This is a genomic window from Polaromonas sp. UC242_47, from assembly GCF_044452385.1.
In the GTDB taxonomy this organism is placed as follows: domain Bacteria; phylum Pseudomonadota; class Gammaproteobacteria; order Burkholderiales; family Burkholderiaceae_C; genus Polaromonas.
The window spans coordinates 1,347,484-1,369,625 of sequence record NZ_JBIOAO010000001.1 but is presented as its reverse complement, the minus strand read 5'-3'; the positions used below and the strand labels follow the sequence as shown (position 1 = coordinate 1,369,625).

At 63.4% G+C, this 22,142-nt stretch carries 22 protein-coding genes and 4 pseudogenes; 12 read left to right on the top strand and 14 right to left on the bottom strand.

What is annotated here, in order from left to right; all coding sequences use genetic code 11:
* Positions 1-53 precede the first annotated feature (53 nt).
* Positions 54-1,751 carry a methyl-accepting chemotaxis protein gene (locus ACHMXK_RS06715; protein ID WP_397438787.1) on the bottom strand — a complete coding sequence of 566 codons (1,698 nt, stop codon included), beginning with the start codon at positions 1,749-1,751 and terminating at the stop codon, positions 54-56.
* Positions 1,752-1,794: 43 nt separating this feature from the next.
* A pseudogene (locus tag ACHMXK_RS06710) lies at positions 1,795-2,315 on the bottom strand (chemotaxis protein CheW).
* Positions 2,316-2,642: 327 nt separating this feature from the next.
* On the opposite strand from ACHMXK_RS06710, the gene ACHMXK_RS06705 reads away from it, so the two are divergent.
* Together ACHMXK_RS06705 and ACHMXK_RS06700 are read left to right on the top strand one after the other, a co-directional pair.
* Complete coding sequence (locus tag ACHMXK_RS06705) at positions 2,643-2,939, top strand: 2Fe-2S iron-sulfur cluster-binding protein (protein WP_397438785.1); 297 nt, start codon at positions 2,643-2,645, stop codon at positions 2,937-2,939.
* A gap of 112 nt (positions 2,940-3,051) precedes the next feature.
* Positions 3,052-4,131: a M14 family zinc carboxypeptidase gene (locus tag ACHMXK_RS06700; RefSeq protein ID WP_397438783.1), complete on the top strand. Its 1,080-nt coding sequence runs from the start codon at positions 3,052-3,054 to the stop codon at positions 4,129-4,131.
* Positions 4,132-4,133: 2 nt separating this feature from the next.
* Here the strand turns inward: ACHMXK_RS06700 and ACHMXK_RS06695 are convergent.
* Positions 4,134-5,569: pseudogene (locus ACHMXK_RS06695) on the bottom strand (PLP-dependent aminotransferase family protein).
* Between the two features lie 147 nt (positions 5,570-5,716).
* Between ACHMXK_RS06695 and ACHMXK_RS06690 the strand changes: the two are divergent.
* Both ACHMXK_RS06690 and ACHMXK_RS06685 read left to right on the top strand, forming a co-directional pair.
* Complete coding sequence (locus tag ACHMXK_RS06690; protein ID WP_397438781.1) at positions 5,717-6,478, top strand: c-type cytochrome; 762 nt, start codon at positions 5,717-5,719, stop codon at positions 6,476-6,478.
* Positions 6,475-7,761: a c-type cytochrome gene (locus tag ACHMXK_RS06685; RefSeq protein WP_397438779.1), complete on the top strand. Its 1,287-nt coding sequence runs from the start codon at positions 6,475-6,477 to the stop codon at positions 7,759-7,761. Before ACHMXK_RS06690 ends, ACHMXK_RS06685 begins: the two co-directional genes overlap by 4 nt.
* A gap of 43 nt (positions 7,762-7,804) precedes the next feature.
* On the opposite strand, the pseudogene ACHMXK_RS06680 reads toward ACHMXK_RS06685, so the two are convergent.
* Positions 7,805-8,993: pseudogene (locus ACHMXK_RS06680) on the bottom strand (MFS transporter).
* Between the two features lie 165 nt (positions 8,994-9,158).
* Between ACHMXK_RS06680 and ACHMXK_RS06675 the strand changes: the two are divergent.
* Positions 9,159-9,284 (top strand): annotated as a pseudogene (locus ACHMXK_RS06675) (IS481 family transposase); the annotation flags it as partial.
* Between the two features lie 122 nt (positions 9,285-9,406).
* Here the strand turns inward: ACHMXK_RS06675 and ACHMXK_RS06670 are convergent.
* From ACHMXK_RS06670 to ACHMXK_RS06650, 5 genes are all read right to left on the bottom strand, one after another.
* A complete protein-coding gene (locus tag ACHMXK_RS06670; protein WP_397438777.1) occupies positions 9,407-10,384 on the bottom strand; it encodes a Bug family tripartite tricarboxylate transporter substrate binding protein in 978 nt (325 codons plus the stop codon).
* Positions 10,385-10,820: 436 nt separating this feature from the next.
* Entirely contained in the window at positions 10,821-11,735 is a 915-nt protein-coding gene (locus ACHMXK_RS06665) for a dioxygenase (RefSeq protein ID WP_397438775.1), read from the bottom strand.
* A 57-nt stretch (positions 11,736-11,792) separates the two neighbouring features.
* Positions 11,793-12,773 carry a Bug family tripartite tricarboxylate transporter substrate binding protein gene (locus ACHMXK_RS06660; RefSeq protein ID WP_397442460.1) on the bottom strand — a complete coding sequence of 327 codons (981 nt, stop codon included), beginning with the start codon at positions 12,771-12,773 and terminating at the stop codon, positions 11,793-11,795.
* Between the two features lie 48 nt (positions 12,774-12,821).
* Positions 12,822-13,097, bottom strand: coding sequence for a muconolactone Delta-isomerase (gene catC, locus ACHMXK_RS06655; protein ID WP_397438773.1), 276 nt, complete (start codon positions 13,095-13,097; stop codon positions 12,822-12,824).
* A gap of 12 nt (positions 13,098-13,109) precedes the next feature.
* Positions 13,110-14,291, bottom strand: a complete 1,182-nt coding sequence (locus tag ACHMXK_RS06650; protein ID WP_397438771.1) for a muconate/chloromuconate family cycloisomerase — start codon at positions 14,289-14,291, stop codon at positions 13,110-13,112.
* 160 nt (positions 14,292-14,451) lie between these two features.
* Between ACHMXK_RS06650 and cynR the strand changes: the two genes are divergently transcribed.
* Positions 14,452-15,324: a transcriptional regulator CynR gene (gene cynR / locus ACHMXK_RS06645; protein WP_397438769.1), complete on the top strand. Its 873-nt coding sequence runs from the start codon at positions 14,452-14,454 to the stop codon at positions 15,322-15,324.
* Positions 15,325-15,343: 19 nt separating this feature from the next.
* Here the strand turns inward: cynR and ACHMXK_RS06640 are convergent, their stop codons facing one another.
* Positions 15,344-16,111, bottom strand: coding sequence for an alpha/beta fold hydrolase (locus tag ACHMXK_RS06640; RefSeq protein WP_397438767.1), 768 nt, complete (start codon positions 16,109-16,111; stop codon positions 15,344-15,346).
* 141 nt (positions 16,112-16,252) lie between these two features.
* Between ACHMXK_RS06640 and ACHMXK_RS06635 the strand changes: the two genes are divergently transcribed.
* Genes ACHMXK_RS06635 through ACHMXK_RS06625 form a run of 3 tightly spaced genes read left to right on the top strand, consistent with a single transcriptional unit; the run spans position 16,253 to position 18,061 of the window.
* Positions 16,253-17,563: an NAD(P)/FAD-dependent oxidoreductase gene (locus ACHMXK_RS06635; protein ID WP_397438765.1), complete on the top strand. Its 1,311-nt coding sequence runs from the start codon at positions 16,253-16,255 to the stop codon at positions 17,561-17,563.
* A 45-nt stretch (positions 17,564-17,608) separates the two neighbouring features.
* Positions 17,609-17,752, top strand: coding sequence for a hypothetical protein (locus ACHMXK_RS06630; RefSeq protein ID WP_296919225.1), 144 nt, complete (start codon positions 17,609-17,611; stop codon positions 17,750-17,752).
* Between the two features lie 9 nt (positions 17,753-17,761).
* Positions 17,762-18,061, top strand: coding sequence for a VF530 family DNA-binding protein (locus ACHMXK_RS06625; RefSeq protein ID WP_397438763.1), 300 nt, complete (start codon positions 17,762-17,764; stop codon positions 18,059-18,061).
* Here ACHMXK_RS06625 and atpE read toward each other — a convergent pair.
* Positions 18,058-18,300: a F0F1 ATP synthase subunit C gene (atpE, locus tag ACHMXK_RS06620; RefSeq protein WP_397438761.1), complete on the bottom strand. Its 243-nt coding sequence runs from the start codon at positions 18,298-18,300 to the stop codon at positions 18,058-18,060. The two genes, ACHMXK_RS06625 and atpE, sit on opposite strands and share 4 nt — an antisense overlap.
* A gap of 42 nt (positions 18,301-18,342) precedes the next feature.
* Between atpE and ACHMXK_RS06615 the strand changes: the two genes are divergently transcribed.
* The 3 genes from ACHMXK_RS06615 (at position 18,343) to ACHMXK_RS06605 (ending at position 20,549) form a co-directional block, all read left to right on the top strand.
* Positions 18,343-19,044, top strand: coding sequence for an RluA family pseudouridine synthase (locus ACHMXK_RS06615; protein WP_397438759.1), 702 nt, complete (start codon positions 18,343-18,345; stop codon positions 19,042-19,044).
* A 61-nt stretch (positions 19,045-19,105) separates the two neighbouring features.
* Entirely contained in the window at positions 19,106-19,759 is a 654-nt protein-coding gene (locus ACHMXK_RS06610; RefSeq protein ID WP_397438757.1) for an intradiol ring-cleavage dioxygenase, read from the top strand.
* A 34-nt stretch (positions 19,760-19,793) separates the two neighbouring features.
* Complete coding sequence (locus tag ACHMXK_RS06605; RefSeq protein WP_397438755.1) at positions 19,794-20,549, top strand: SDR family NAD(P)-dependent oxidoreductase; 756 nt, start codon at positions 19,794-19,796, stop codon at positions 20,547-20,549.
* A 96-nt stretch (positions 20,550-20,645) separates the two neighbouring features.
* Here the strand turns inward: ACHMXK_RS06605 and ACHMXK_RS06600 are convergent, their stop codons facing one another.
* The 3 genes from ACHMXK_RS06600 to ACHMXK_RS06590 form a co-directional block, all read right to left on the bottom strand.
* Positions 20,646-21,083 carry a universal stress protein gene (locus ACHMXK_RS06600; protein ID WP_397438753.1) on the bottom strand — a complete coding sequence of 146 codons (438 nt, stop codon included), beginning with the start codon at positions 21,081-21,083 and terminating at the stop codon, positions 20,646-20,648.
* 20 nt (positions 21,084-21,103) lie between these two features.
* Positions 21,104-21,385 (bottom strand): DUF427 domain-containing protein, encoded by a 282-nt coding sequence (locus tag ACHMXK_RS06595; RefSeq protein ID WP_318407421.1) that lies wholly within the window; start codon positions 21,383-21,385, stop codon positions 21,104-21,106.
* A 322-nt stretch (positions 21,386-21,707) separates the two neighbouring features.
* Positions 21,708-22,025 (bottom strand): hypothetical protein, encoded by a 318-nt coding sequence (locus tag ACHMXK_RS06590; protein ID WP_397438750.1) that lies wholly within the window; start codon positions 22,023-22,025, stop codon positions 21,708-21,710.
* Positions 22,026-22,142: the final 117 nt, after the last annotated feature.

Genomic DNA, 22,142 nt, shown 5'->3' with positions numbered 1-22,142 from the left:
CAATTGCGGAGGCCGCCCCTCAAAACATCAAGCCCCAGACGGACAAGACTGGCTTAAAACGTTTCCCAATCCCCACCGGCCGCCGGCGCGGCAATCGCCTGTTTGGCAGCGGGTGGCTGCATCGGGGCTTTTCTGGGCTTGCTGCTGCTGCTGCTGCTGCTGGCAGACGCCGGGCGCCTAGCCTGAGCCACATAAATCTGCTGTTCGTTGTCCAGCTTGAAAACACTCACCACTTGCGACAAGCCACTGGCTTGTTCCTGCAGGGAAGCCGCTGCAGCAGCAGCTTCTTCGACCAAAGCCGCGTTCTGCTGCGTCACCTGGTCCATCTGGGTGATGGCCTGGTTGATCTGTTCTATGCCCGAGGTCTGTTCCTGGCTGGCCGCCGTGATCTCGGCCATGATGTCGGTCACACGTTTGACGCTGTCGACAATCTCGTCCATGGTCTTGCCGGCTTCGCTGACTTGTTTACCACCGGCTTCAACCTTTTCCACGGAATCGTCGATCAAGACCTTGATCTCTTTGGCGGCAGCCGCTGAGCGCTGGGCCAGGTTGCGCACTTCGGCCGCCACCACGGCAAACCCTCGGCCCTGCTCGCCGGCTCTGGCAGCTTCAACAGCAGCGTTCAGGGCCAGGATGTTGGTCTGGAAGGCAATGCCGTCGATGACCCCAATGATGTCGACAATCTTGCGCGACGAGGCATTGATGGCGCCCATGGTTCCGACAACTTCAGCGACCACGCTGCCGCCTCTGACAGCCACGCTGGAAGCGGATACCGCCAATTGGTTCGCCTGGCGGGCGTTGTCGGCATTTTGTTTGACCGTGGAAGTCAGCTCTTCCATCGACGCAGCAGTTTCTTCCAGGGAACTGGCTTGTTCTTCGGTGCGCGAGGACAAATCCTGGTTGCCGGAGGCAATCTGGCTGGAGGCGGTGGCGATGGTGTCTGTGCCCTGACGCACTTCACCCACCACTTTGGACAGACTGTCATTCATGGCTTTCAGGGCTTGCATCAGCTGAGCGGTTTCGTCCTGGCCGCTGGTTTCGATGCGGCTGCTCAGGTCACCAGCGGCCACGGTTTGCGCGACCTGCACGGCATCCTTGATAGGCCGTACGATGGAGCGTGTGATGGACCAGGCGACAAACGCGCCCAGCGCAATCGCCAGACCACCCAGCACCAGCATCAGCAGGCGCGCCCGGGCGTATTCAGCCTTGGTTTGCGCGGAGGCCTCCTGGATCATGACGCGCTCATAGGCCACCAACTCATCAATCACCGCAATGGCCCGGCGCGTGGCCGGCGCAGAGTCCTTCATGAAAATTTCCGTCGCTTCGGCCGTCTTGTTCTGCAGGCCCAACTCGACCACCTTGTTCACAAAAGGCGCAGCCACCTTGATGGACTGGTCCAGCTTGTCCATCAATTCTTTTTCTTTGGCATCCATGGGGATGCTGAGCAGAATCTCCTTGGCCTTGCCGTATTTTTGACGGGCAAGCTTCAGCTTGTCATTTTGATCACGCATGCCGGCGTCGTCTTCCAGCAAGACGATGGTGTTGGCGATCAGGGCGATGTCCCTGAAGTTGTCCACCATCTCATTGGCCGCAAAACTCTTGACGTTGTATTCGTCGACGATCAGGTTCAAGCGGGTTTCGATGCGGCTCATGGAGTTCAAGCCCAGGCCCAGAATAGCGGCCAGAATCAGCAGGATCAGGGCGAAGGCCAGGCCCAGGCGGGTGCCTATTTTTAAATTTGCGAATGACATGTTTGTTTCTTGAATAGTTGGGCAGATAAGGCGTGGGAGGTTTTCAGGCGGAGGCCATCTCGGCCAGGCCCATGTCATCGCTGGTCATGAGGCGGTCCAGATCGACCAGGATCAGCATGCGTTCGTCGAGCGTGCCCAGGCCAATCAGGTAGTCGGTGTCCAGCACAGACCCCATCTCGGGGCGGGCTTGACCTGCTCCGGCGTCAGGGTGATCACGTCAGAGACGCTGTCCACCACCATGCCCATGACCCGGCTGGCGATGTTCAGAATAATCACGACCGTGAACTGGTCGTAGGTTGGCGTGCCCAGCTTGAACTTGATGCGCATATCTATGATGGGCACGATGATGCCGCGCAGATTGATCACGCCCTTGATGTGTTCCGGCGCATTGGCGATACGCGTCACCGCGTCGTAGCCGCGCAACTCCTGCACCTTCTGGATATCGATGCCGTACTCTTCCTGCCCCAGCGTGAAGGCCAGGAATTCCAGTGACTTGGTCGTTGAAACGCCCGATACTGCCGCGGCGACCGCAGCAGCTTGGGAGGTCTTTGTTATCGTGTGCATATGCACCCCCGGTTGAATAATCGTGGCCCGGCCGGCATCCAGCCAGGACATGTTTTTGTCTCTTGTTGTTCACCACGCCAGATGCCCGGCGTTGCCCCCCACTCACGCCGCTGCCAAGGTTCTGCTGTCAGTCGGTGCATGCGCCCGCAAGCGCGCATAGCAAAATTTAGCGAAGTCCTTCTCTGGTCCATCGTCGGATAAATGCACCAAATTGACGCCTTATCGACCTAACATCGCGCTGAGATACAGGCAAGAAGTAACCACAAGGACTTACTTTCAATGTTTTCAAGATCAGGCCTTCCCGCCGGACGCACCTAAACTCGACCCATGTCTGCTGCCCCTCTTGACCCCACTTTTCAGGCCCGGCTCAAGCCGCAAGGACAGCGGTTTGCCGCCCCGGCCTCGCAGCCGTTGCTGTTGTCGGCGCAACAAGCCGGGATTGAGCTCGGCAGTTCCTGCCGCAATGGCACCTGCCGCAGCTGTATCTGCCTCCTGGAGAGTGGACAAGTGAACTACCGAATCGAGTGGCCGGGCCTGAGCGCCGACGAAAAACGCGAGGGCTACATCCTGCCCTGCGTCGCCTACCCGCTGTCGGACCTAGTGATTGCGCTGCCGGCCCTTTAATTACAAGTAAAAACAGGCGCCAGCCCAGGAAGGACGGGCGCAAGCAGCTCTATTTTTCATAGCACCTTCGGGTATGCAGTGATTTGTCACACAAGCCTGCAAGGATGGCCCCATGCATGATTCGCCATCTCTTGCCGACGCCCACCGCTTGTCCCGCACCCCCGACGCTGCGGCAACCTTTGCCGAACACGAAGACTTCAAGGCCTTGTTGCTGGCCGGCGCGGCACATCTGGAGATACATGAAGTGGCCGAGGTGCACACCGCCGGCCCCTCGTTTCCGGTCTATACCGCCAGCATCGGCTCACGCGACCCCCACGCGCCGGCCGTTGGTTTTTTCGGCGGCATCCACGGCCTGGAACGTATAGGCTCACAACTGATCCTGCATTACCTGCGTGCCCTGCTGTTCCGCCTGGCCTGGGACACGCTGCTGCTGCAGCAACTGCAAAAAATCCGGCTGGTCTTCATGCCCATCGTCAACCCCGGCGGCATGTGGGCACAGCAACGTGCGAATCCGCGCGGCGTGGACCTGATGCGTAATGCGCCGCACCGGGCCGAACGCCCCGTGCCTTTTCTGGCCGGCGGGCAAACCTGGAGCCCCTGGCTGCCCTGGTATTGCGGCCGGCCCGGCGCGCCCCTGGAAACCGAAAGTGCGGCCCTGCTGCAGGTGGTGCGCGAACAACTGGCCTGCCGGCCTTTCAGCCTGGCGCTGGATTGCCATTCGGGTTACGGCTTCAGTGACAGCCTCTGGTTTCCCTATGCCAAAACCCGCCGCCTGATGCCGCATCTGCCCGAGATGTGGCTGCTCAAAACGATGTTGATGCAGTCGCACCCGCACCACGACTACCGCTTCGAGCCCCAAAGCAAGCAGTACCTGTTACATGGCGACCTCTGGGACCATGCCTACGAGCACACGCCGGCCGGCCATGTGTTTTTGCCGATGACGCTGGAGCTGGGCTCGTGGTTGTGGATACGCAAAAATCCGCGCCAGCTTTTGTCCAAACACGGCATCTTCAACCCCATCAAGGCGCACCGCACCCAACGGGTGTTGCGCCGTCATGCCGACCTGCTGGACTTCCTCACCCGGGTCGCGTTTGCCGCGCCCGGCTGGCTGCCGCAGGCCGAGCAGCGTGAGCGCTTGCTGCAACAGGCCACCGCGCACTGGCGGCCGGAGCGCCCAGTCCGAAGCGCCTGAGTTCAGCCCACCGCCGCGTACGGACTTTGCTGTGCGGCCAAGGTGCCCAGGGTTGACATGGCCGCTTCAAAACGCGGACTCCAGGGGTGGCCGCAGTTCAGGCGCAGGCAATGCCGGTAATTGCGCCGTGCTGAAAATATCGGCCCGGGCGCCACGCTGATGCCGTGCAACAACGCCGCCTGGTGCAGGGCCAGCGCATCAAAACCGGGATCAAACGCCACCCAGACAAAATAACTGCCCGCCGGCCGCGAGACACGCACACCCGGCGGGAAATAACGCGCAATCGCCGCCAGCAGGCTGGACAGCTGCGACTCCATGGCGTGGCGCAACTTGCGCAGATGTTTGTCGTAGCCGCCATGCTGCAAATAGTCGGCCAGGGCCAGTTGCGCCGGCAGGCTGGCCGACAAGGTGGTCATGAGTTTGAGGCGTTCGATTTGCTGGCCAAACCGACCGGGCGACACCCAGCCCACGCGGTAACCCGGCGCAAGCGTTTTGCTGAAAGAGCTGCAATGCATCACCAGGCCTTTGCGGTCGAAGGCCTTGGCGGGCAGCGGCGCACGGTGGCCGAATACAACTCGCCATACACATCGTCTTCGATCAGCGGAATGCCATGGCCGGCCAACAGCGCCACCAGCGCCTGCTTTTTCTCCAGCGGCAGGCTGGCACCCGTGGGGTTCTGGAACGAGGTCATGAACCAGCAGGCCTTGACCGGATGCTGCTTGAGCGCGGCTTCCAGCGCGGCCAGGTCCAGCCCGTCCTGCGGATGCACGGGGATCTCCAGTGCTTTCATCTTCAAGCGTTCCAGCGCCTGCAAACCCGCATAAAAACCGGGCGACTCGATCGCCACCAGGTCGCCCGGCTGGGCCACCGCCGCCAGGCAGAGGTTGAGCGCTTCCAGCGCGCCGCTGGTGATGATCAGGTCGTCCGCCGGCTGGGACAAACCCATGGCCAGGTAACGCAGCGCAATTTGCTGGCGCAAGGCCGGGTGACCCTGCGGCAGGTGCGCCACCATGTCCTGACCATGCATACGCGGCGCCGAGCGCGCCAGCGACTTGCCCAGGCGCTGCAAGGGAAACAGCTCGGTCGCTGGAAAAGCCGAGCCCAGCGGCACGATGTCGGCGTCCTGCACCGCACCCAGCACCGAAAACACCAGCTCGCTGATATCCAGCCGGGGCGCGACGCGGGCTGACGTTTTGGCCGCCGCGACCGAGGTCGCCAGCGGCTGGCTGGCCGGACCGATGACGTAATAACCCGAGCGCGGACGGGCCCGCACCAGGCCTTTTTCTTCCAGCCGGTAATAAGCTTTGAAAGCCGTGGACGCACTCAGGCCGTGCTGGGCCGTGATGGTGCGGATCGAGGGCAAACGGGTGCCCGGCGCAAGGCGCCCGTTGCGGATGTCGGTGGCCAGCAGTTCCACCAGTTGTTCGTAACGTTTCATTGAGCTTTCGCCATGTGCTGTCCCGCCAGCCCGCCAGGCTCGGGAAAATCTGATATTGTAATTTTCAAAAATTAAGCATCTGATATGGTTTTTTACATCTCATCTGAGTCTTACCCTGGCGGCACTTGTGGCGCATGATTCAGGCTTATGGCAACAATTTTTTCTTTTGCACGACGCTCGGCCGTGCCCGGCTTGCTGGCCTGCCTGATGGCTTGGGCCGCCAGCCCGGCTGTTGCGGCGAGCCCCGCCCCTTTTGAAAACACCATCGCCCAGCGCGCCATGGCCTGCACCGCCTGCCATGGCCCGCAAGGCCGCGCCGCACCGGACGGTTATTACCCGCGCCTGGCCGGCAAACCGGCGGGTTATCTGTACAACCAGTTGCTCAACTTCCGCGACGGACGGCGCCACTACGGGCTGATGACGCAACTGCTGGAACCCTTGAGCGATGCCTACCTGATGGAAATCGCCACGTACTTCTCGCAGCTGGACGTGCCTTACCCGGCACCCGCGCCCGGCAAGACCTCGGCTGAGGTGTTGCGCCAGGGCCAGCGCCTGGTGCTGGAAGGGGATGCCGCGCGCCGTGTCCCGGCCTGTGTGCAATGCCACGGCCAGGCCATGACCGGCGTGGCGCCCAACATTCCCGGCCTGCTGGGTTTGCCGCGCGACTACCTCAATGCCCAGCTCGGTGCCTGGAAAGCCGGCCAGCGCCGCGCCCACGCACCGGACTGCATGAAAGAGGTGGTGGATCGGCTGAGCCTGGACGACATCAACGCCGTCTCCCATTGGCTGTCGGCCCAAGCCCTGCCGGCCAGCACCCATCCCGCCACCAGCCTGCCCGCGCCTGTGCCAGGCAGCATCGCCATGACCTGCGGCAGTGCGCCCGCCGCCGCATTAAAAACCCAGCCATGAACAAACTTTTGAAATGGGCGCTGGGCGCCCTCCTGCTGCTCGCAGCCCTGACCGCGCTGGTCTGGTCGCTCAATGTGCGCGACGAAGTGAATGTCAAAACCCCGGTGGCCGCAGCCGCGCCCAGCGACACCCTGATTGCGCGCGGCGCCTACCTGGCGCGTGCCGGCAACTGCATGACCTGCCACACCGCACGCGGCGGCGCCAGTTATGCGGGCGGACGCGGCATTGCCACGCCCTTTGGCACCGTCTACACCTCCAACCTCACCCCCGACGAAAAAACCGGCATAGGCAGCTGGTCGCCCGCACACTTCTGGCGCGCCATGCACAACGGCCGCTCCAAAGACGGCCGCCTGCTGTACCCGGCCTTCCCCTACCCGAGCTACACCCAGGTCACGCGCGAAGACTCGGATGCCTTGTTTGCCTACCTGGGCAGCCTGCCCGCCGTGGCGCAAAGCAACCAGCCGCACGGCCTGCGTTTCCCCTACCAGTCGCAAGCCGCACTGGCGGTGTGGCGTGCGCTGTTTTTCAGCCCCGGCGTCTACCAGCCCGACACCAGCCGCAGCGCCGAGTGGAACCGCGGCGCCTACCTGGTCAAGGGCCTGGGCCATTGCGCCGCCTGCCACACGGCGCGCAACGTGATGGGCGCCAGCGACGAAGGCCTGGACCTGGCCGGCGGCCTGATCCCCATGCAAAACTGGTACGCCCCTTCGTTGACCTCGCCCTTCGAAGCCGGTGTCGGTGACTGGGACCGCCAGCATATCGTCAGCCTGTTGAAAACCGGCGTCTCCCCCCGCGCCTCGACCGCCGGCCCCATGGCCGAAGTGGTGCTGCGCAGCACCCAATACCTGAACGATGCCGACCTGGGCGCGATGGCGCAGTTTTTGAAAGAGTTGGCGCCCGCGTCAGACAACGCGGCCAAACCCATGGCCCTGCCCGCCGCCGCCAACGTGCAGGCACGCGGCGCCAAGCTCTACGAGCAACACTGCGCCCAGTGCCACGGCGACAAGGGCCAGGGCGTGCCTAATGCCTACCCGGCGCTGTCGGGCAACCGCGCCGTGACCATGCCTTCGACCGCCAACCTGGTACAGATCGTGCTGAACGGCGGCTTTGCGCCGGCCACCGAAGGCAATCCCCGGCCCTTTGGCATGCCGCCTTTTGTGCTGGTGCTGAACGACAGCGACATTGCCGCCGTGCTCACCCATATCCGCCAGTCCTGGCGCAACCAGGCCAGCGAAGTCACGACGCTGGAAGTCAACCGCATACGTGCCAACCAGAACAAATAGGAGGGGAGTGCTTGCGTGTGGTGACTGACCGTGGGGTCCACGTTCAGTCCATCATGCGGTCGCGCTGCGCCAGTTGCGGGAAGGCCTTGAACCACAAGGCCGCCACCAGCACGGTCCCTATGCCGCCCACCACCACCGAACCCACCGGCCCCAGCAGGGCCGCCGTGGCGCCGGATTCAAACTCGCCAAGCTGGTTGGACGCGCCTATGAACACCGAGTTGATGGCACTGACGCGGCCACGCATGGCGTCTGGGGTTTCGATCTGCACCAGGGTCTGGCGCACCACCACACTCACCATGTCGGCACTGCCTGAAACAGCCAGCACGCCCAGCGAGAGCAAAAAACTGGTGGACAGGCCAAACACCACCATACACACGCCAAACACCGCCACCGCGGCCAGCATGGTGGGCCCGACGCGCCGACTCAGTGGCCAGCGTGTCAGCAGCACCGAAGCCAGCAAGGCACCGGCCGCCGGCGCCGCGCGCAGCAGCCCCAGGCCCCAGGGCCCGACATGCAGGATGTCCTTGGCGTAAATCGGCAACAGCGCCACGGCGCCGCCCAGCAAGACCGCAAACAGGTCCAGCGACACGGCCCCGAGCAAGGCCTTGCGCTGCCAGACAAAGGCCGCGCCGGCCAGCAGGCTGCGCAACGAGACCGGCTCACGCGGCAACGGCACATGCTCGTAACGCAGCAGCGCGACCAGCACGCAGCCGGTGGCAAAAAGAAAAGCACAGGTGGCGCAGACCGCCGAGGCACCGGCCACAAAAATCACGCCGCCTAAAGCGGGACCACCAATCACGGCGGCCTGCATGCCGGCCGAGCTGAAAGCCATGGCACGCGGAAACAAGGCCTTGGGCACCAGCAGGGGGGGTGAGTGCCTGCTGCGCCGGCATCTGGAAGGCGCGGCCCACACCCAGCATCACCGACAGGCCCAGCAGCAACTCGCGCGAGGCCCAACTGGCGGACCCGCCCCAACCCTGCGTGGCGGCGACCAGGCTCAGTGCCACGGCGGTTTGGCCAACGAGGCAGGCGGCAATGATGCGGCCGCGGTGCACCCGGTCGGCGACATGGCCGGCGACCAGCGTGAGCAGCAGCGCCGGCGCAAACTGATACAGCCCGACCAGCCCCAGGTCCCAGGCGCTGCCGGTCAGCTCATACATTTGCCAGCCCACGGCCACCATCAGCATCTGGTTGCCGGTGGTGCCGAACAGGCGCGCGAACCAGAAACGCATGAAGGCGCGCTGGCGGGTCAGGTCTTTAAAGGTCGGAGTCAACATGGGGGCTGAAGCTTAACAGCGCCCCGTGCTTGCCGCGGGCCAAGCGTTCGCTCATCTTTCGATAGCTGCTTGTGCCCGTCCTTCTTGGGCTGGCGGCACTTTTTATCACTAAAAAGGCGACACAAGTGGAAGAAGCGTGAGGTCTTTACCGATCGCGCCCACACGGCGCAGCGCCTGCAGACCACACTCACCCCTGCGCAAGAGGTCGTGGTCGTGTACCTGCGGCGCACTTCGATCACTTCGTTGGCCGCGGCGGGGCAGCACCCGGCCCAGGCGATGGCATCGTCTTGTGAGGCCACGTCTATCATCCGGAAGCCGCCCAGGGCGCTCCGGTAGAGCTCCAGGACCCTGGGGTGCCTCCAAGCGGATCAGTCCACGGTTGCGCCAGATGCCTTCACCGCCGCGCCCCATTGGCGAATTTCGCTGGCAATGAAGCGGTCAAACTCAGGGCCAGTGGTGGGTGCGGGCTCAGAGCCCCGCTCGCGGATGAAGCGCGCAAGCTGCTCGCCGCGCAGTAGATCCACGACTTCGCGGTTCAGCCGCTGGGTGATCTCGGCTGGCGTGCCCTTGGGGGCCATGAGGCCCAGCCAGCCCACGGCCTCAAAGTTCTTGAAGGCGGGCACGCCGCTTTCCTGCATCGTGGGCACGTTGGGCAGTTGTGACGAGCGCTGGGCCGACGTAACGGCCAGCGGCACGGCGCGTTTGGACTGGATATGGGGCAAGGCGGCGGTGACGGAGTCCACCATCAGCGGCACTTGCTCGCCCAGAAAATCGGCCTGTGCCGGGCCGCTGCCCCGGTACGGGATGTGCGTGATGAACACGCCGGCCCGGGTTTTCAACATTTCGCCCGAAAGGTGCTGGGTGCCGCCAATGCCGGCACTGGCGTAGTTCAGGCGCCCGGGTGCTGCCTTGGCCTGCTCCAGCAGCTGCTTGATGGACGTGATGCCAGAACCCGGCGTGGCCAGGAAGATCAGCGGTACCTTGGCGATCATCGAGATCCCCACGAGTTCTTTGCTAGGGTCGAAGCTCACTTTTTTGTAGAGCGTCTGGTTCACCGCCATCGCACTGCCCGCCACGAGCAGCGTATAGCCATCGGGCGCCGAGCGCACCACAAATTCGCTGCCGATGTTGCTGCCAGCACCGGCCTTGTTTTCGACGATAACGGCCTGCCCCAGGCGCTGGCCGAGCTGGTCGGCCAAGGCGCGGGCAAAGATGTCGGTGGCTTGGCCTGTGGGGAATGGCACGATGAGTTTGATGGGCTTGTCGGGCCAGGCTGCGTGGGCGGGTGCAGAAAATCCCAGGGCGAGGCCAATGGCAGTTGCCAGCATGAGGCGGCGGGAATGCATGAAGTGGGGTCTCCGATCAGTGTTATGAAACCGAGCTGGTGCAGTTGCAGCAGTAGGCTGCGCACACCGCCCAAGTGCGCGCCCATTGTGCGGCAAGACCGCTGCCTGTTTGCGCATTGGCGCTAGTTACTCAGGTCAGCCCACCGATTGAGGCTGAATGGAACGGCCCCTGAAAGCGCTGACGAGGCAGTCAAACAGGCAAGCGCCTTGTCTTGTTTGCGCATGGTGGCCAGGTAAGAGCGAATGGTGAAGCAGGTATCGGCGCCCTCAGTCTTGCGAAAGCCCCCGGATATCCGCCAGTATTGGCGCAACCAGGCCAGTGAAGTCACGCCGCTGGAAGTAAGCCGCAGGCGAGCGGCCAGCCACTCCTTGGTGCGGGGCCGACTCGCCTGAAACCAAAAAAAGGCCCTTGCGGGCCAGTCGAGGTAAGCGCGTATCAGGCCGCGATGCGGCCCATGCGTGCTTCGGGCGCTGTTTCGCTCTCGTTCAAGGCCTTCTGCACCACAAAGTTGAAACGTACCCGGGTAAAAGGTGTCGTGACGCCAAGCGACTCGTAGCCGGCCGCTGCGGTGTTGGGCTCCAGCGTGACGATCAGGCCATCACGGGTGGCGAAGGCAAAGTCATCATCGATGTAGGTATCGCCAGGAATGTTGATCTGGGTGGTCAGCGTTCGGATGCCGGGCGCGGCCAGCAGGAAGTGGATGTGCGCGGGGCGGTTGCCATGGCGTCCCAGCGCCGCGAACAACTCGGAGGTCGGGCTGTCCGGCGGAATGGCATAACCTGGCGGCAGGTAGCTGCGAAAGCGGTAACGACCCTGCGCATCGGTTGCTATGCGGCGGCGCAGCTCGAAAGGTTTCATGCCAGGGAAAAAGTGCGAATAACCGCCCTGCTCGTTGGCATGCCAGACGTCGAGCAGCGCGCCGGCCACGGGACGGCCGTCAACGTCAAGCACCTGGCCTTCCATCACCAGCACCTCGCCCTTGGGCTCACCCTCATCGACGCGAACCTCACCTTGGGACAGCGGCGCGCCGGCGACAAACAGCGGACCTTCGATGGCGCGCGGTGTGCCGGCCGCGCGGCCGGCCTTCTCGTCGGCTTCATCCGAACGGATGTCAAGCAGCCGGTCAAAACCCAGGCCGGCCGTGATCAGCCCGATCTGGCCACTTTTGCCCAGGCGCTCCAGCCAGCCGGCCGCCGCCCAGAACTCGTCGGGCGTGACGTCGAGCTCATCGATGGCCTTGAACAGGTCGCTCACGATGCGCTGCGTCAGCTGGCGCACGCGGGCATTGCCGGGGGCAACCTGCTTGCTGTTGACGAGGTCCAGCAACTGGTCTTTTGTCAGTTCTGACATGAGGTCTCTCCTTCAGGTATTAACAAGCGGTCAAGCCCTCACGGGCTCGTACTCAACTCAATCCAGGTGGATGCCGCGCTCCGTGATGAGTTTGCTCCAGCGTGCCGACTCTTTGGCCAGGTGTTTGGCCAGCTCGTCAGGGCTGGAACCCACGGCTTCGGCGCCTATGGCGTCAAAACGGGCCACGACGTCGGGCTGTTTCATGGCATCCAGCAAAGCAGCATTGAGCTTGTTCACAATGGCTTTGGGTGTGGAGGCCGGCATGAACACGGCGAACCAGGGCGAAACCTCGTAACCGGGCACGCCGGCTTCGGCCAAGGTCGGCACATCAGGCAAAGAGCTGGAACGTTTGGCGGTGGTCACGCCCAGGGCGCGCAGCTTGCCCGACTGGATGTGGGGCCGGGCCGAGGTGATGCTGTCGAACATGTAGTTGGTCTGTCCGCCCAGCAGATCGGACACGGCCGGGCCGCTGCCTTTGTAGGGCACGTGCATCATGTTGATCTTCGCCAGCGAGGTGAACACTTCACCGGCCAGGTGAATGGAGGTGCCATTGCCGGCCGAAGCATAAGTCAGCTTGCCGGGTTCCTTGCGTGCGGCGGCGATCACGTCGGCGACGGTTTTGACATCGCGCTGCGTGGCATTGGTGACCAGCACATTGGGCACCACGGCCAGCAGGCTCACGGGCGCGAAGTCCTTGATCGGGTCGTAACTGAGCTTGCCATACAGCGGCTTGTTGGTGGCCATGCCGATGGAGGTGATCATCAGGGTATAACCGTCGCCGGGCTGTTTGGCGACATAGTCGGCACCGATGTTGCCGCCCGCGCCGGCGCGGTTTTCGATGACGAAGGGCTGGCCCAGCGCCTTGCCGGCTTTTTCACCCAGGGTACGGGCGATCGCGTCCATGGCGCCACCGGGCGGGAAAGGAACAATCCAGCGAATCGGTTTGTTGGGCCAGTCGGATGGCGCCTGGGCATGTGCAGAGGGGAAAGCGGTGATGGCCAGGCCGGAAGCCAGCAGTGCCAGCATGTGTCGTTTCATCATGATCAGAGTGTCTCTTGAAAAGAAATTAAGGATGGTGCGTGGGGCTTAAATGGCCGAGGGATGGGCGGCCAGCGGCGTGACTGTGATCTTCATGAAGGGGAACAGCGGCAGGCCTTGCAACAGCTGGTGCAACTCGTCGTTGGACGGCACATCAAAAATGCTGTAGTTGGCATATTCACCGACCACACGCCAGATGCTTTTCCAGCGGCCATCGCGCTGCAAATCCTGGGAATAGGCCTTTTCGCGGGCCTTGATCTCGTTGGCTTCCAGGAGCGGCAGATCACGCGGGATGTTCACATCCATACGAACCAGATACAGCATAGGTGGGTTTCCTCAGGCTTGGGTGGCGTGTGCAGCCATGTCGACATGCACGGGGGTGAGGCCCTGGCGGGCGCGGTCAAAGCGCTCCAGCTGGGCGGGAACGATGTTGACGCCGAAGCCCGGGCCGTCAGGCAGCCGCAGCTCGAAATCAACAATCGGCATTTGTCGCTCGACGATGTCGTCCACCAGCAATTGGGGACCGAACAGTTCGCAGCCGTGGTGCGCGCCTGTCAGTGTGGAAAACACATGCGCCGAGGCCGCACTGCCCAGCGAGGTCTCCAGCATGGTGCCGCCGTACCAGCCGATGTCGGCCGCCGCCGCCACCGCGGCCACCTGGCGCGTGCGTATCAGGCCGCCGTGTTTGGCGACCTTGAGCGAAAACACGTGGCTGGCCTTGGCGCGCGCCAGCATCATGGCGTCATGCGGTGTGCAGACGGTTTCGTCGGCCATCACGAGCGCGCCTTGCAGCGTGGCCGTGAGGTCCTTCAGCGCCTCCACATTCCAGCGGGCCACGGGTTGCTCGATCAGCGTCACGCCGGCCTCAATCAGTTGCGGAAGGTAACGGCGGGCGGTGTTGTGGTCCCAGGCCTGGTTCACGTCCACGGTCAGCGTGGCTTTGCCTTGCAGGCCGCGCGCGATTTGTGTGACATGGGCCACGTCGTCGGCAGGCGCACGCGCGCCTATCTTCATCTTGAAAATGCGATGGCGTTTTTCTTCGAGGCGGCGATGGGCTTCTTCCAGGTCGCGCTCGACATGGCCGCTGGCCAGTGTCCAGGCCAGAGGCAAACTCTGGTGCACCTTGCCGCCCAGCAGTTGCCAGGCCGGCAGTTCCAGCGTGCGGGCCACGGCGTCGATCAGCGCCATCTCGACCGCACTTTTGGCAAAGGCATTGCCCTTGCAGGCCTTGTCCATACGGGCCAGCGCGGCTTCAAACCCGCCGGCATCCTGGCCGATGAGGGCAGGCGCCAGGTAGTTGTCGATCGCGTGCTGAATGCTTTCTGGCGACTCCTCGTTCCACGACGGCCCGCCTATGGTGGCCGCCTCGCCGAAACCGCTGGCGCCGTTGGCCAGCCACACCTGCACGATCACCGGGCTCTGGCGGCTGATGGAGCCGAACGAGAGCTTGTGCGGGCGTATGGTCGGGATGTCGAGAATCCGCGCCTGCATGCGTTCTACTGTGAAACGACCGTGCATCGTCGATAACCTTTCTTGCGGGTTCGGGGGTGTCGAAAAAACGTCTCAAAAAACGCCTGAGGGCGTCCGAGAAACCTGAGATTAGGTTTATTCCCCATGCGGTTCAAATGATTTATTTGAGACTTATCATTCGATAACTTCGAACGAACAAGGCCACCCCGTGGAAATCCGCCAGCTCCGCTACTTTCTCGACATCGCACAGACCGAACACCTCACGCTGTCGGCACAAAACCTGTTTGTCACGCAGTCCACGCTGTCGCACGGCCTGCGCCAGCTGGAGCAGGAACTGAACATCCAGCTGTTTGACCGCCTGGGCCGGGGGTTGAAACTGTCACAGGCCGGCGCGGCGTTTCGCATTTATGCCGCGCGAGCCTTGAAGGAAATCGAGGCCGGCCGCATGGCGCTGTCCGACATGACCGGGCTGCAGTCGGGCACCCTGACGGTGGGGGTCATTCCGACTTTTCTGCATACCCTGGTGCCGGCCACGGTGGCGGCCTTCAGCATGGCTTACCCCAAGGTCAGCATCGTGGTGCGCGACCTGCGCGCCGGCCCCATCGAAGAGCTGCTGGTCGAGGGCCAGCTGGACGTGGGCATCGCCTTCCACCCGGGCGAGCGCGAGGAAATCGAGACCGAACCCCTGTTCGAGGAACGTATGCAACTGGTGGTCAACCGCCAGCATCCGCTGGCGCGCCGGCGCACCTTGGCGCTGAAAGGCCTGGCGCAACTGCCGCTGGCCATGCTGCCGCGCAGCTTCAGCACCCGCCGCATGGTCGACGACAGCTTGCGCCAGGCCGGGGTGGTGCCACTGGTGCGGGTCGAGATGGAGTCGGTGGAGGGGCTGATCGATGTCTGCCGCTGGGGCGACCTGGCCTGCATCGTGCCCGAGCGGGCGGCGCAACGGGCCTCAGACCTGCACGCCATTCAGCTGACCTCGCCGCAAATGGTGCGGCACGCGGGCATCTTGTGGCGGCGCGGCGCCTCACGCAGCCTGGCGGCGCAGGAGTTTGCGGCCCTGCTCAGACCACAGCGTTAGGCGGCAGGCCGCCCAGGGTTCAGTGCGCCGAAAAGAAACGCGCGAGCAACTGGGCAAATTCCGCAGGCCGCTCCACCGCGCTCAGGTGGGAAGCGTCCAGGCTGGCGAGTTGCGCGCCGGGGATGTTGCGCGCGATGGCTTCGGACAAGGCGGGCGGCGTGGCCTCGTCGCGTGTGCCGGCAATCACCAGCGCCGGGCAGGTAATGCGGCGATTGCTCTCGTCCAGCGCGATGCCGGCCACGGCCGCACAACTGGCGGCGTAAGGCACGGGGGCGGTGCCCAGCAACACAGCACGCAGGGCGGCCACACGCAAGCTGCCCTGGGCATCCGCGCGAAACTCAGGCGTGAACCAGCGCAACAAGGCGCCGTCGGCAATCGCCGCCATGCCCTGGGCCAGCACGGTATCGATGCGGGTTTGCCAGCCGGCCTTGGCGGCCGCGTCGTAACTGGCGGCCGAGTTGGCCACGGTGATGCTGCGCACCAGCGCCGGATGGCGCGCGGCCAGCGCCTGCGCCGTCATGCCGCCCATGGACAGACCGACAAAATGCACCGGGCCCTGGACCTGTTGCCGGATCAGCGCGGCCGCGTCATCGGCCAGGTCGTCCATGTTGAAGGCGCCGCTGCTGGCGGGCGACTGGCCATGGCCGCGGTGGTCGTAACGCAGCACGGTGTAGCGCGCTTGCAGGGCCGTGGCGACCTCGTCCCACATCTGCAGGTCGCAGCCCAGGGCGTGACTCAAGACGACGGTAGGCCCCTGGCCTTGCTGGATGAAATGGAGTTGCGGCATGTTGGAGGCTTCCTGGCGTTGTGAAAAATGGCCGGATTATGCCCACCTCCGTTTGTTCACGCCGGCGTGGTGGTGTTCCGGCGGCAGTTAACATGGACGGCATCACACCACTGCTGGCGCTGGCGCCAAGGAAGAAAGCTCATGCAACGCATCGTCATCGTCGGGGGAGGCGCAGGCGGTCTGGCACTGGCCACCCAACTGGGCAAACGGCTGGGCAAAAAAGGCCTGGCCGAGATCACGCTGGTCGATGCGGCGCGCACCCATGTGTGGAAACCGTTGTTGCACCAGCTGGCCGCCGGCAGTTTCGACACCCATGCGGAGGAAATCGAGTACCTGGCGCAGGCGCGCTGGAACCATTTCAAGTTCCGTCTGGGCCGACTGGTGGGCCTGGACCGCCACACCAAAACATTGCAGCTGGCGGCCAGCCATGACGAGGCCGGGCGCGAAATCACGCCGGCGCAGGAGCTGGCCTACGACACGCTGGTGATTGCCGTGGGCAGCCAGACCAATGACTTCGGCACGCCGGGTGCGGCCGAACACACCATCAAGCTGGACAGCCCGCAAGCCGCCAAACGTTTCAACGACCGCCTGATCAACGCCTGCATACGGGCGCAAACCGTGCCGCGCAGCGCCGGCAGCGGCCGCCTGACGGTGGCGATTGTCGGTGGCGGCGCCACCGGCGTCGAACTGGCGGCCGAACTCCACGCCGCGGCCCGGGTGCTGGCCAACTACGGCTTTGACAACATCCACCCGGAAAAGGATTTGCAGATCGTGCTGATCGAAGCCGCACCACGTCTGCTGGCGCAGTTGCCCGAACGCCTGAGCGAGTCGGCCATGCGCGAATTACGCAAGCTGGCGATTGAGGTCCACACCAATGAAAAAGTGGTGGAAGTCACCGAAGACAGCCTGAAGATGGCCAGCGGCAAGGTGATTTCGTCCAGCCTCACGGTCTGGGCCGCCGGTGTCAAGGCCGGGGATTTCCTGCGCACCCTGGGCGACGGCGCGCCGCTGGAAACCAACAAGCTCAACCAGCTGGTGGTCAACGGCAACCTGCAAAGCACGCTGGACCCCAGCATTTTTGCCTTTGGCGACTGCGCCGCCTGCCAACAGCCGGACGGCACCTGGGTGCCGCCGCGCGCGCAGGCCGCCTACCAGCAGGCCATGTACCTGGTGCAGGCCCTGCCGCGGCTGCAACGCGGCGAGGCGGTCGCACCTTTTGTCTTCAAGGACCAGGGCTCGCTGGTGTCGCTGTCCGAATACTCCTCGGTTGGCAGCCTGATGGGCAGCCTGACCAAGGGCAGTTTCTTCATCGAAGGGCAACTGGCGAAATTGATGTACTGGGGGCTGCACAAGCAGCACCAGCTGGCGCTGGGCGGCTGGAAAAAAACCGTGCTCATCACTTTGTCGGAAATGATTGACCGCGCGCACCGCCCGCGTATCAAGTTGCATTGATAATCCCCTATTGACGCATTCCGCAAGCATCCACAGGAGAAAACCATGGCAAAAGGACAGACACACAACAACAAGATGGTCAAAAAACCGAAGAAGGACACCTCGCCTCCTAAGGCAGTGTCGCCTGACGCGGTGCGCCCGACCATCGTCACGCAAGTCCCCTTGCGCGGCAAGCTGAAGAACAAATAAGCGGGCCGCATGACGCAGCCCGACACGCCAGCAGCGGGCCCGCCACAGCCCGGCAACCCGCTGCACGGCGTCACGCTGGAAGCCATGGTCACCGCACTGGCGGCGCATTATGGCTGGGAAGAACTCGGCCAGCGCATAGACATCCGTTGCTTCACCAGCGATCCCAGCGTGGCATCCAGCCTGAAGTTTTTGCGTAAAACCCCGTGGGCCAGAGACAAGGTCGAAAGCCTTTACCTCTTCATGCTGCGCGAGGTCAGGCGCGCCAGCCCGCCGGTGCACAACTTCCCGCCGCCGAAAAACAAAGGCTAGACGCCGAGCGGGTTGGCGAACAGCATCATCATGGCCACGCCGACACCGATCAGGAAGTTGGCGTCGATCAAGCCGGCCAGCAAAAACATCTTGCCCTGCAGCGGCTCCATCAATTCGGGCTGGCGCACAGAGCTTTCCAGAAAGCGGCCGCCCATCTGGCCCAGGGCCAGGCAGGCGCCAATGGCGCCCAGGCCGACGATCAAGCCACATGCCATGGCAATGGCGCCTGCGTCTGTCATGATTTTTTCTCCTTGGGTTTCCAACTTGCCGATGACTGAATCATGATGGCCGCTACATCACAAAACAATGACCTCGCAGGTCATGGCGCAACGCCTGAAGGTGTGCAGGTGCTACATGCCGACGACAGCCTGCTGGTGCTGAACAAACCCGCCGGCCTGCTCTCGGTGCCCGGCAAGGGCGAAGATAAGCAGGATTGCCTGAGTACCCGGGTCCAGCAGCTTTACCCCGATGCGCTGGTGGTGCACCGCCTGGACATGGCGACCTCGGGCCTGCTGCTGATGGCACGCAGCCGCGCTGCGCAACGCAGCCTGAGCCAGGCTTTTGCCGAACGCCAGGTGCACAAGGCTTATGAAGCGGTGGTGCAAGGCCAACTGGCTCCGCCCGAGCCCAGCGACGACGGCTGGGGCCTGATTGATTTGCCGATTGTGGTGGACTGGCCGCGGCGGCCCCTGCGTGTGATTGATGCCCTGCTGGGTAAACCCAGCAAAACACGCTGGCGTATTCAACATTACGACGCAGCGGCCGACCACACCCGGCTGCGGCTGGAGCCCGTCACCGGCCGCTCGCACCAGTTGCGTGTGCATCTGCAGGCGCTGGGCCACCCCATCCTCGGCGACCAGCTGTACGCCCCGGCCCTGGTGCAGGCCCGCGCCGAGCGCCTGCTGCTGCATGCCTGCAGCTTGCGCCTGAGCCATCCCGTGAGCGGCGTGCTGCTGCAGTTTGAAAGTGCCGCGCCTTTCTGAGAAAAACCCGGGGAACTTCGCCACACCGGCTGCGTCCCACGCAGACCACCGGAGGATTTTGATGCGCTCTCCAACACCGCTTTCCTCAGCACGGCCCCCACAGTTGCTGCGCCGCCGCAGCGTGGCGGCAGCCCTGGTGGTCGCGCCTGTTTTGTGGCTGGGTCCACGCGCCCAGCCGGCCCCCAGCCGCCGCGCCACACCGGCGCAAACCGAAGGCCCGTTTTATCCTGTGGTTTTTCCGAAAGACACTGACTATGACCTGCTGCGCAACGGCGCGCTGAATTATCCGGACGGCCAAAGCACCTGGCTCGAAGGCAGTGTCAGCGACCTCGCCGGCCAGCCGGTGGCCGGCGCGCAGGTAGAAATCTGGCAATGCGACCATACCGGCCACTACCACCACCCAGGAGACGGCGCCAGGGCCGACAGCCGGTTTCAGGGTTTTGGCCGCGTGACCGTGGCTGCAGACGGCCGCTACCGCTTTCGCACCATCCGCCCGGTCGCCTACAGCGGCCGTACGCCGCATATCCATGTCAAGGTCAAATTGGGCCAGCGCGAGTTGCTGACCACCCAGCTGTATGTCGCGGGCGACCCCGGCAATGTGCGCGACTTCCTGTGGCGCAACTTGGGCGCCGACGACCGTGCCGCCCTGACCGTGTCTTTTGCGCCGGGCAGCGACGGCTTGCGGGCCAACTTCCCTATCGTGGTCGCGGCCTGAGAAGACCCTGGCGTCCCGGTTAATATCGGCAGCCATGACCCAACATCTTTTTATCCTGACCGGTGCCTCGCGCGGCATGGGCCTGGCCATGGCCAGGAAGTTGCTCATCCCGGGCAACACCCTGCTGTGTATCTCCCGCAAAACCAACGACACCCTGGCCGCCCAGGCCCAGATGGCCGGCACGACCCTGCTGCAATGGCCCGAGGACCTGGCCAACAGCGTCAACCTGAGCGCGCGGCTGGAGCAATGGCTGCGTGAACAGGCCAGCGCCGGTTTTGCCAGCGCCGTGTTGATCAACAATGCCGGCGTGGTGCCGCGTATCAGCCCCTTGAGCGACGCGGACGCCGACGATCTGCGCCAGGCCCTGAGTGTTGGCCTGGAAGCCCCCATGCAGCTCAGCGCGGCGTTTTTGCGCGCCACCGAAAGCTGGTCAGCCAAGCGCAAGGTGCTGAACATTTCATCCGGACTGGGCCGCAAACCCATGGCTTCGCAGACCGTCTATTGCGCGGCCAAAGCCGGCATGGACCACTTCACGCGCTGCCTGGCGCTGGAAGAAGCACTCAAGCCCAACGGCGCGGCCGTCTGTTCGCTCGCGCCCGGCATCATAGACACCGACATGCAGGTCCAGCTTCGCAGCGCCGACACGGCCGTGTTTCCGGACCAGGGCAATTTCCTCCAGCTCAAAAACAAGGGCTTGCTGAGTTCACCGGAAGACGCGGCCAGCCAGGTGCTGGCTTACCTGGCCAGACCGGATTTTGGCAGCCAGCCGGTGGCTGACGTAAGGGACTAGCCTTCCGCTACTGTTTTTATAGCTGCTTGCGCCCGTAAACTATGGGCTGGAGGCCGATTTTACTCTCAACCCGGCTTGAATGCCGGGCCAAAGGCTTCAGTCGCGCACCACCAGAATAGGCAGATGGGCATGGGACAACACTTGCGCGGCCACGCTGCCCAGCACCAGTTTGTCCAGCCCGCGGCGACCGTGCGAACCCATCACGATCAGGTCAGCTCCGGCCGCGCTGGCGGCCTCCAGAATGCCGCGGTAAATGACGTGGTTTTCGACAACGGAGGTTTCGACCGCGACACCGGCCGCCTCCAGCACCAATGTGGCGCCGGCCAGCGCGTCATGCGCCTCGGCCGTGGCGGCATCGAGGTATTGCGCCTGGCCATAAGAAAAGTCGGTGCCCACGCCGCTGAAGGCATAAGGATTGATCACGTAAATCACCGTCACTGTGCTTTGAAAGGCTTGTGCCAGTCCGCTGGCTTTGCCGATCGCGGTGCGCGATGTCGACGAGCCATCCACCGGCAACAGGATGCGTTTGAACATGATCACGGACTCCTTAAAAATCAGGCTTCGATCTTCACACCCTTCCAGAACGCGACGCGGCCCTTGATGTCTTCCGCTTCGCGTTTGGGATCGGGGTAATACCAGGCGGCATCGGTGTTCATTTCGCCGTTGACCAGCAGCGAGTAATAACTCGCCTGCCCTTTCCAGGCACACATGGTGTGGTGGTTGCTGAAGGTCACGTAATCGCGGTTCAGCGCGCTTTCGGGAAAATAGTGGTTGCCTTCGATGGTCACGATGTCGTCGCTTTGCGCAATCACTGCGCCGTTCCAGATGGCTTTCATGAAGTCTTTCTTTCTGCTCAATGCTGATGTTGAGGCTGCTGTATTGATCGGGGAATATGGGAACAGGGCTCCATGCTACGCCCCCTGGCATGGGCAGCGCCAGCCCGGGGGTTTATGACGTCTTCCCGACAAGAATAACAGTCAAAAAAAAAAAGCCGGTGACGGGCACCGGCGTTTTTTGGCGAGACCGCGACATGTGCCGCTCAGTCGCGGCCTCGGCCGTGCTTCTCGCCTCGCCCCTGGTCATCCCTATCGCCTTTGTGTTTATGTTTTTCCTTGTGCTTGTCGTGGCCGCGCTCATAGTCATCGTCGCCCTTGACTTTCACAAAATACACCGGCTGGCCGCAGGCGTTGTATTTGGCGCAATGCTTGGACCATTTTTGGCATGGCCAGGCGGCACATGCAGATACATCGGCTGCTGCTGCATCACCACCGCCGGGCGCTGGATGATGACAGGCTGCGCATAGATCAGCGGCGGGGGCGGTGCGTTACCGATTTCGATGCGCCCGTAGACACCCGGCGCCAGCGCACCTTCAACCGTGGCCGTCGCGTAGGGGCCGGCAGCCATGGCCGCGCCAGCCCACATCGCGGACAACACGAAAAAGCCAGCCGCGAGCAAGGGAGTTTTGAGAGTTTTCATAGGAGGTTTATTTCTTGTAAACGGAGTAAGCCGTAAGCGACGGTGCACTGAAAGCTCTTAGTCCAGCCAGGGCCGCGGAACCGGCTTCGCCGGGCCGCAGGCGCAGCGCCCCCTTGG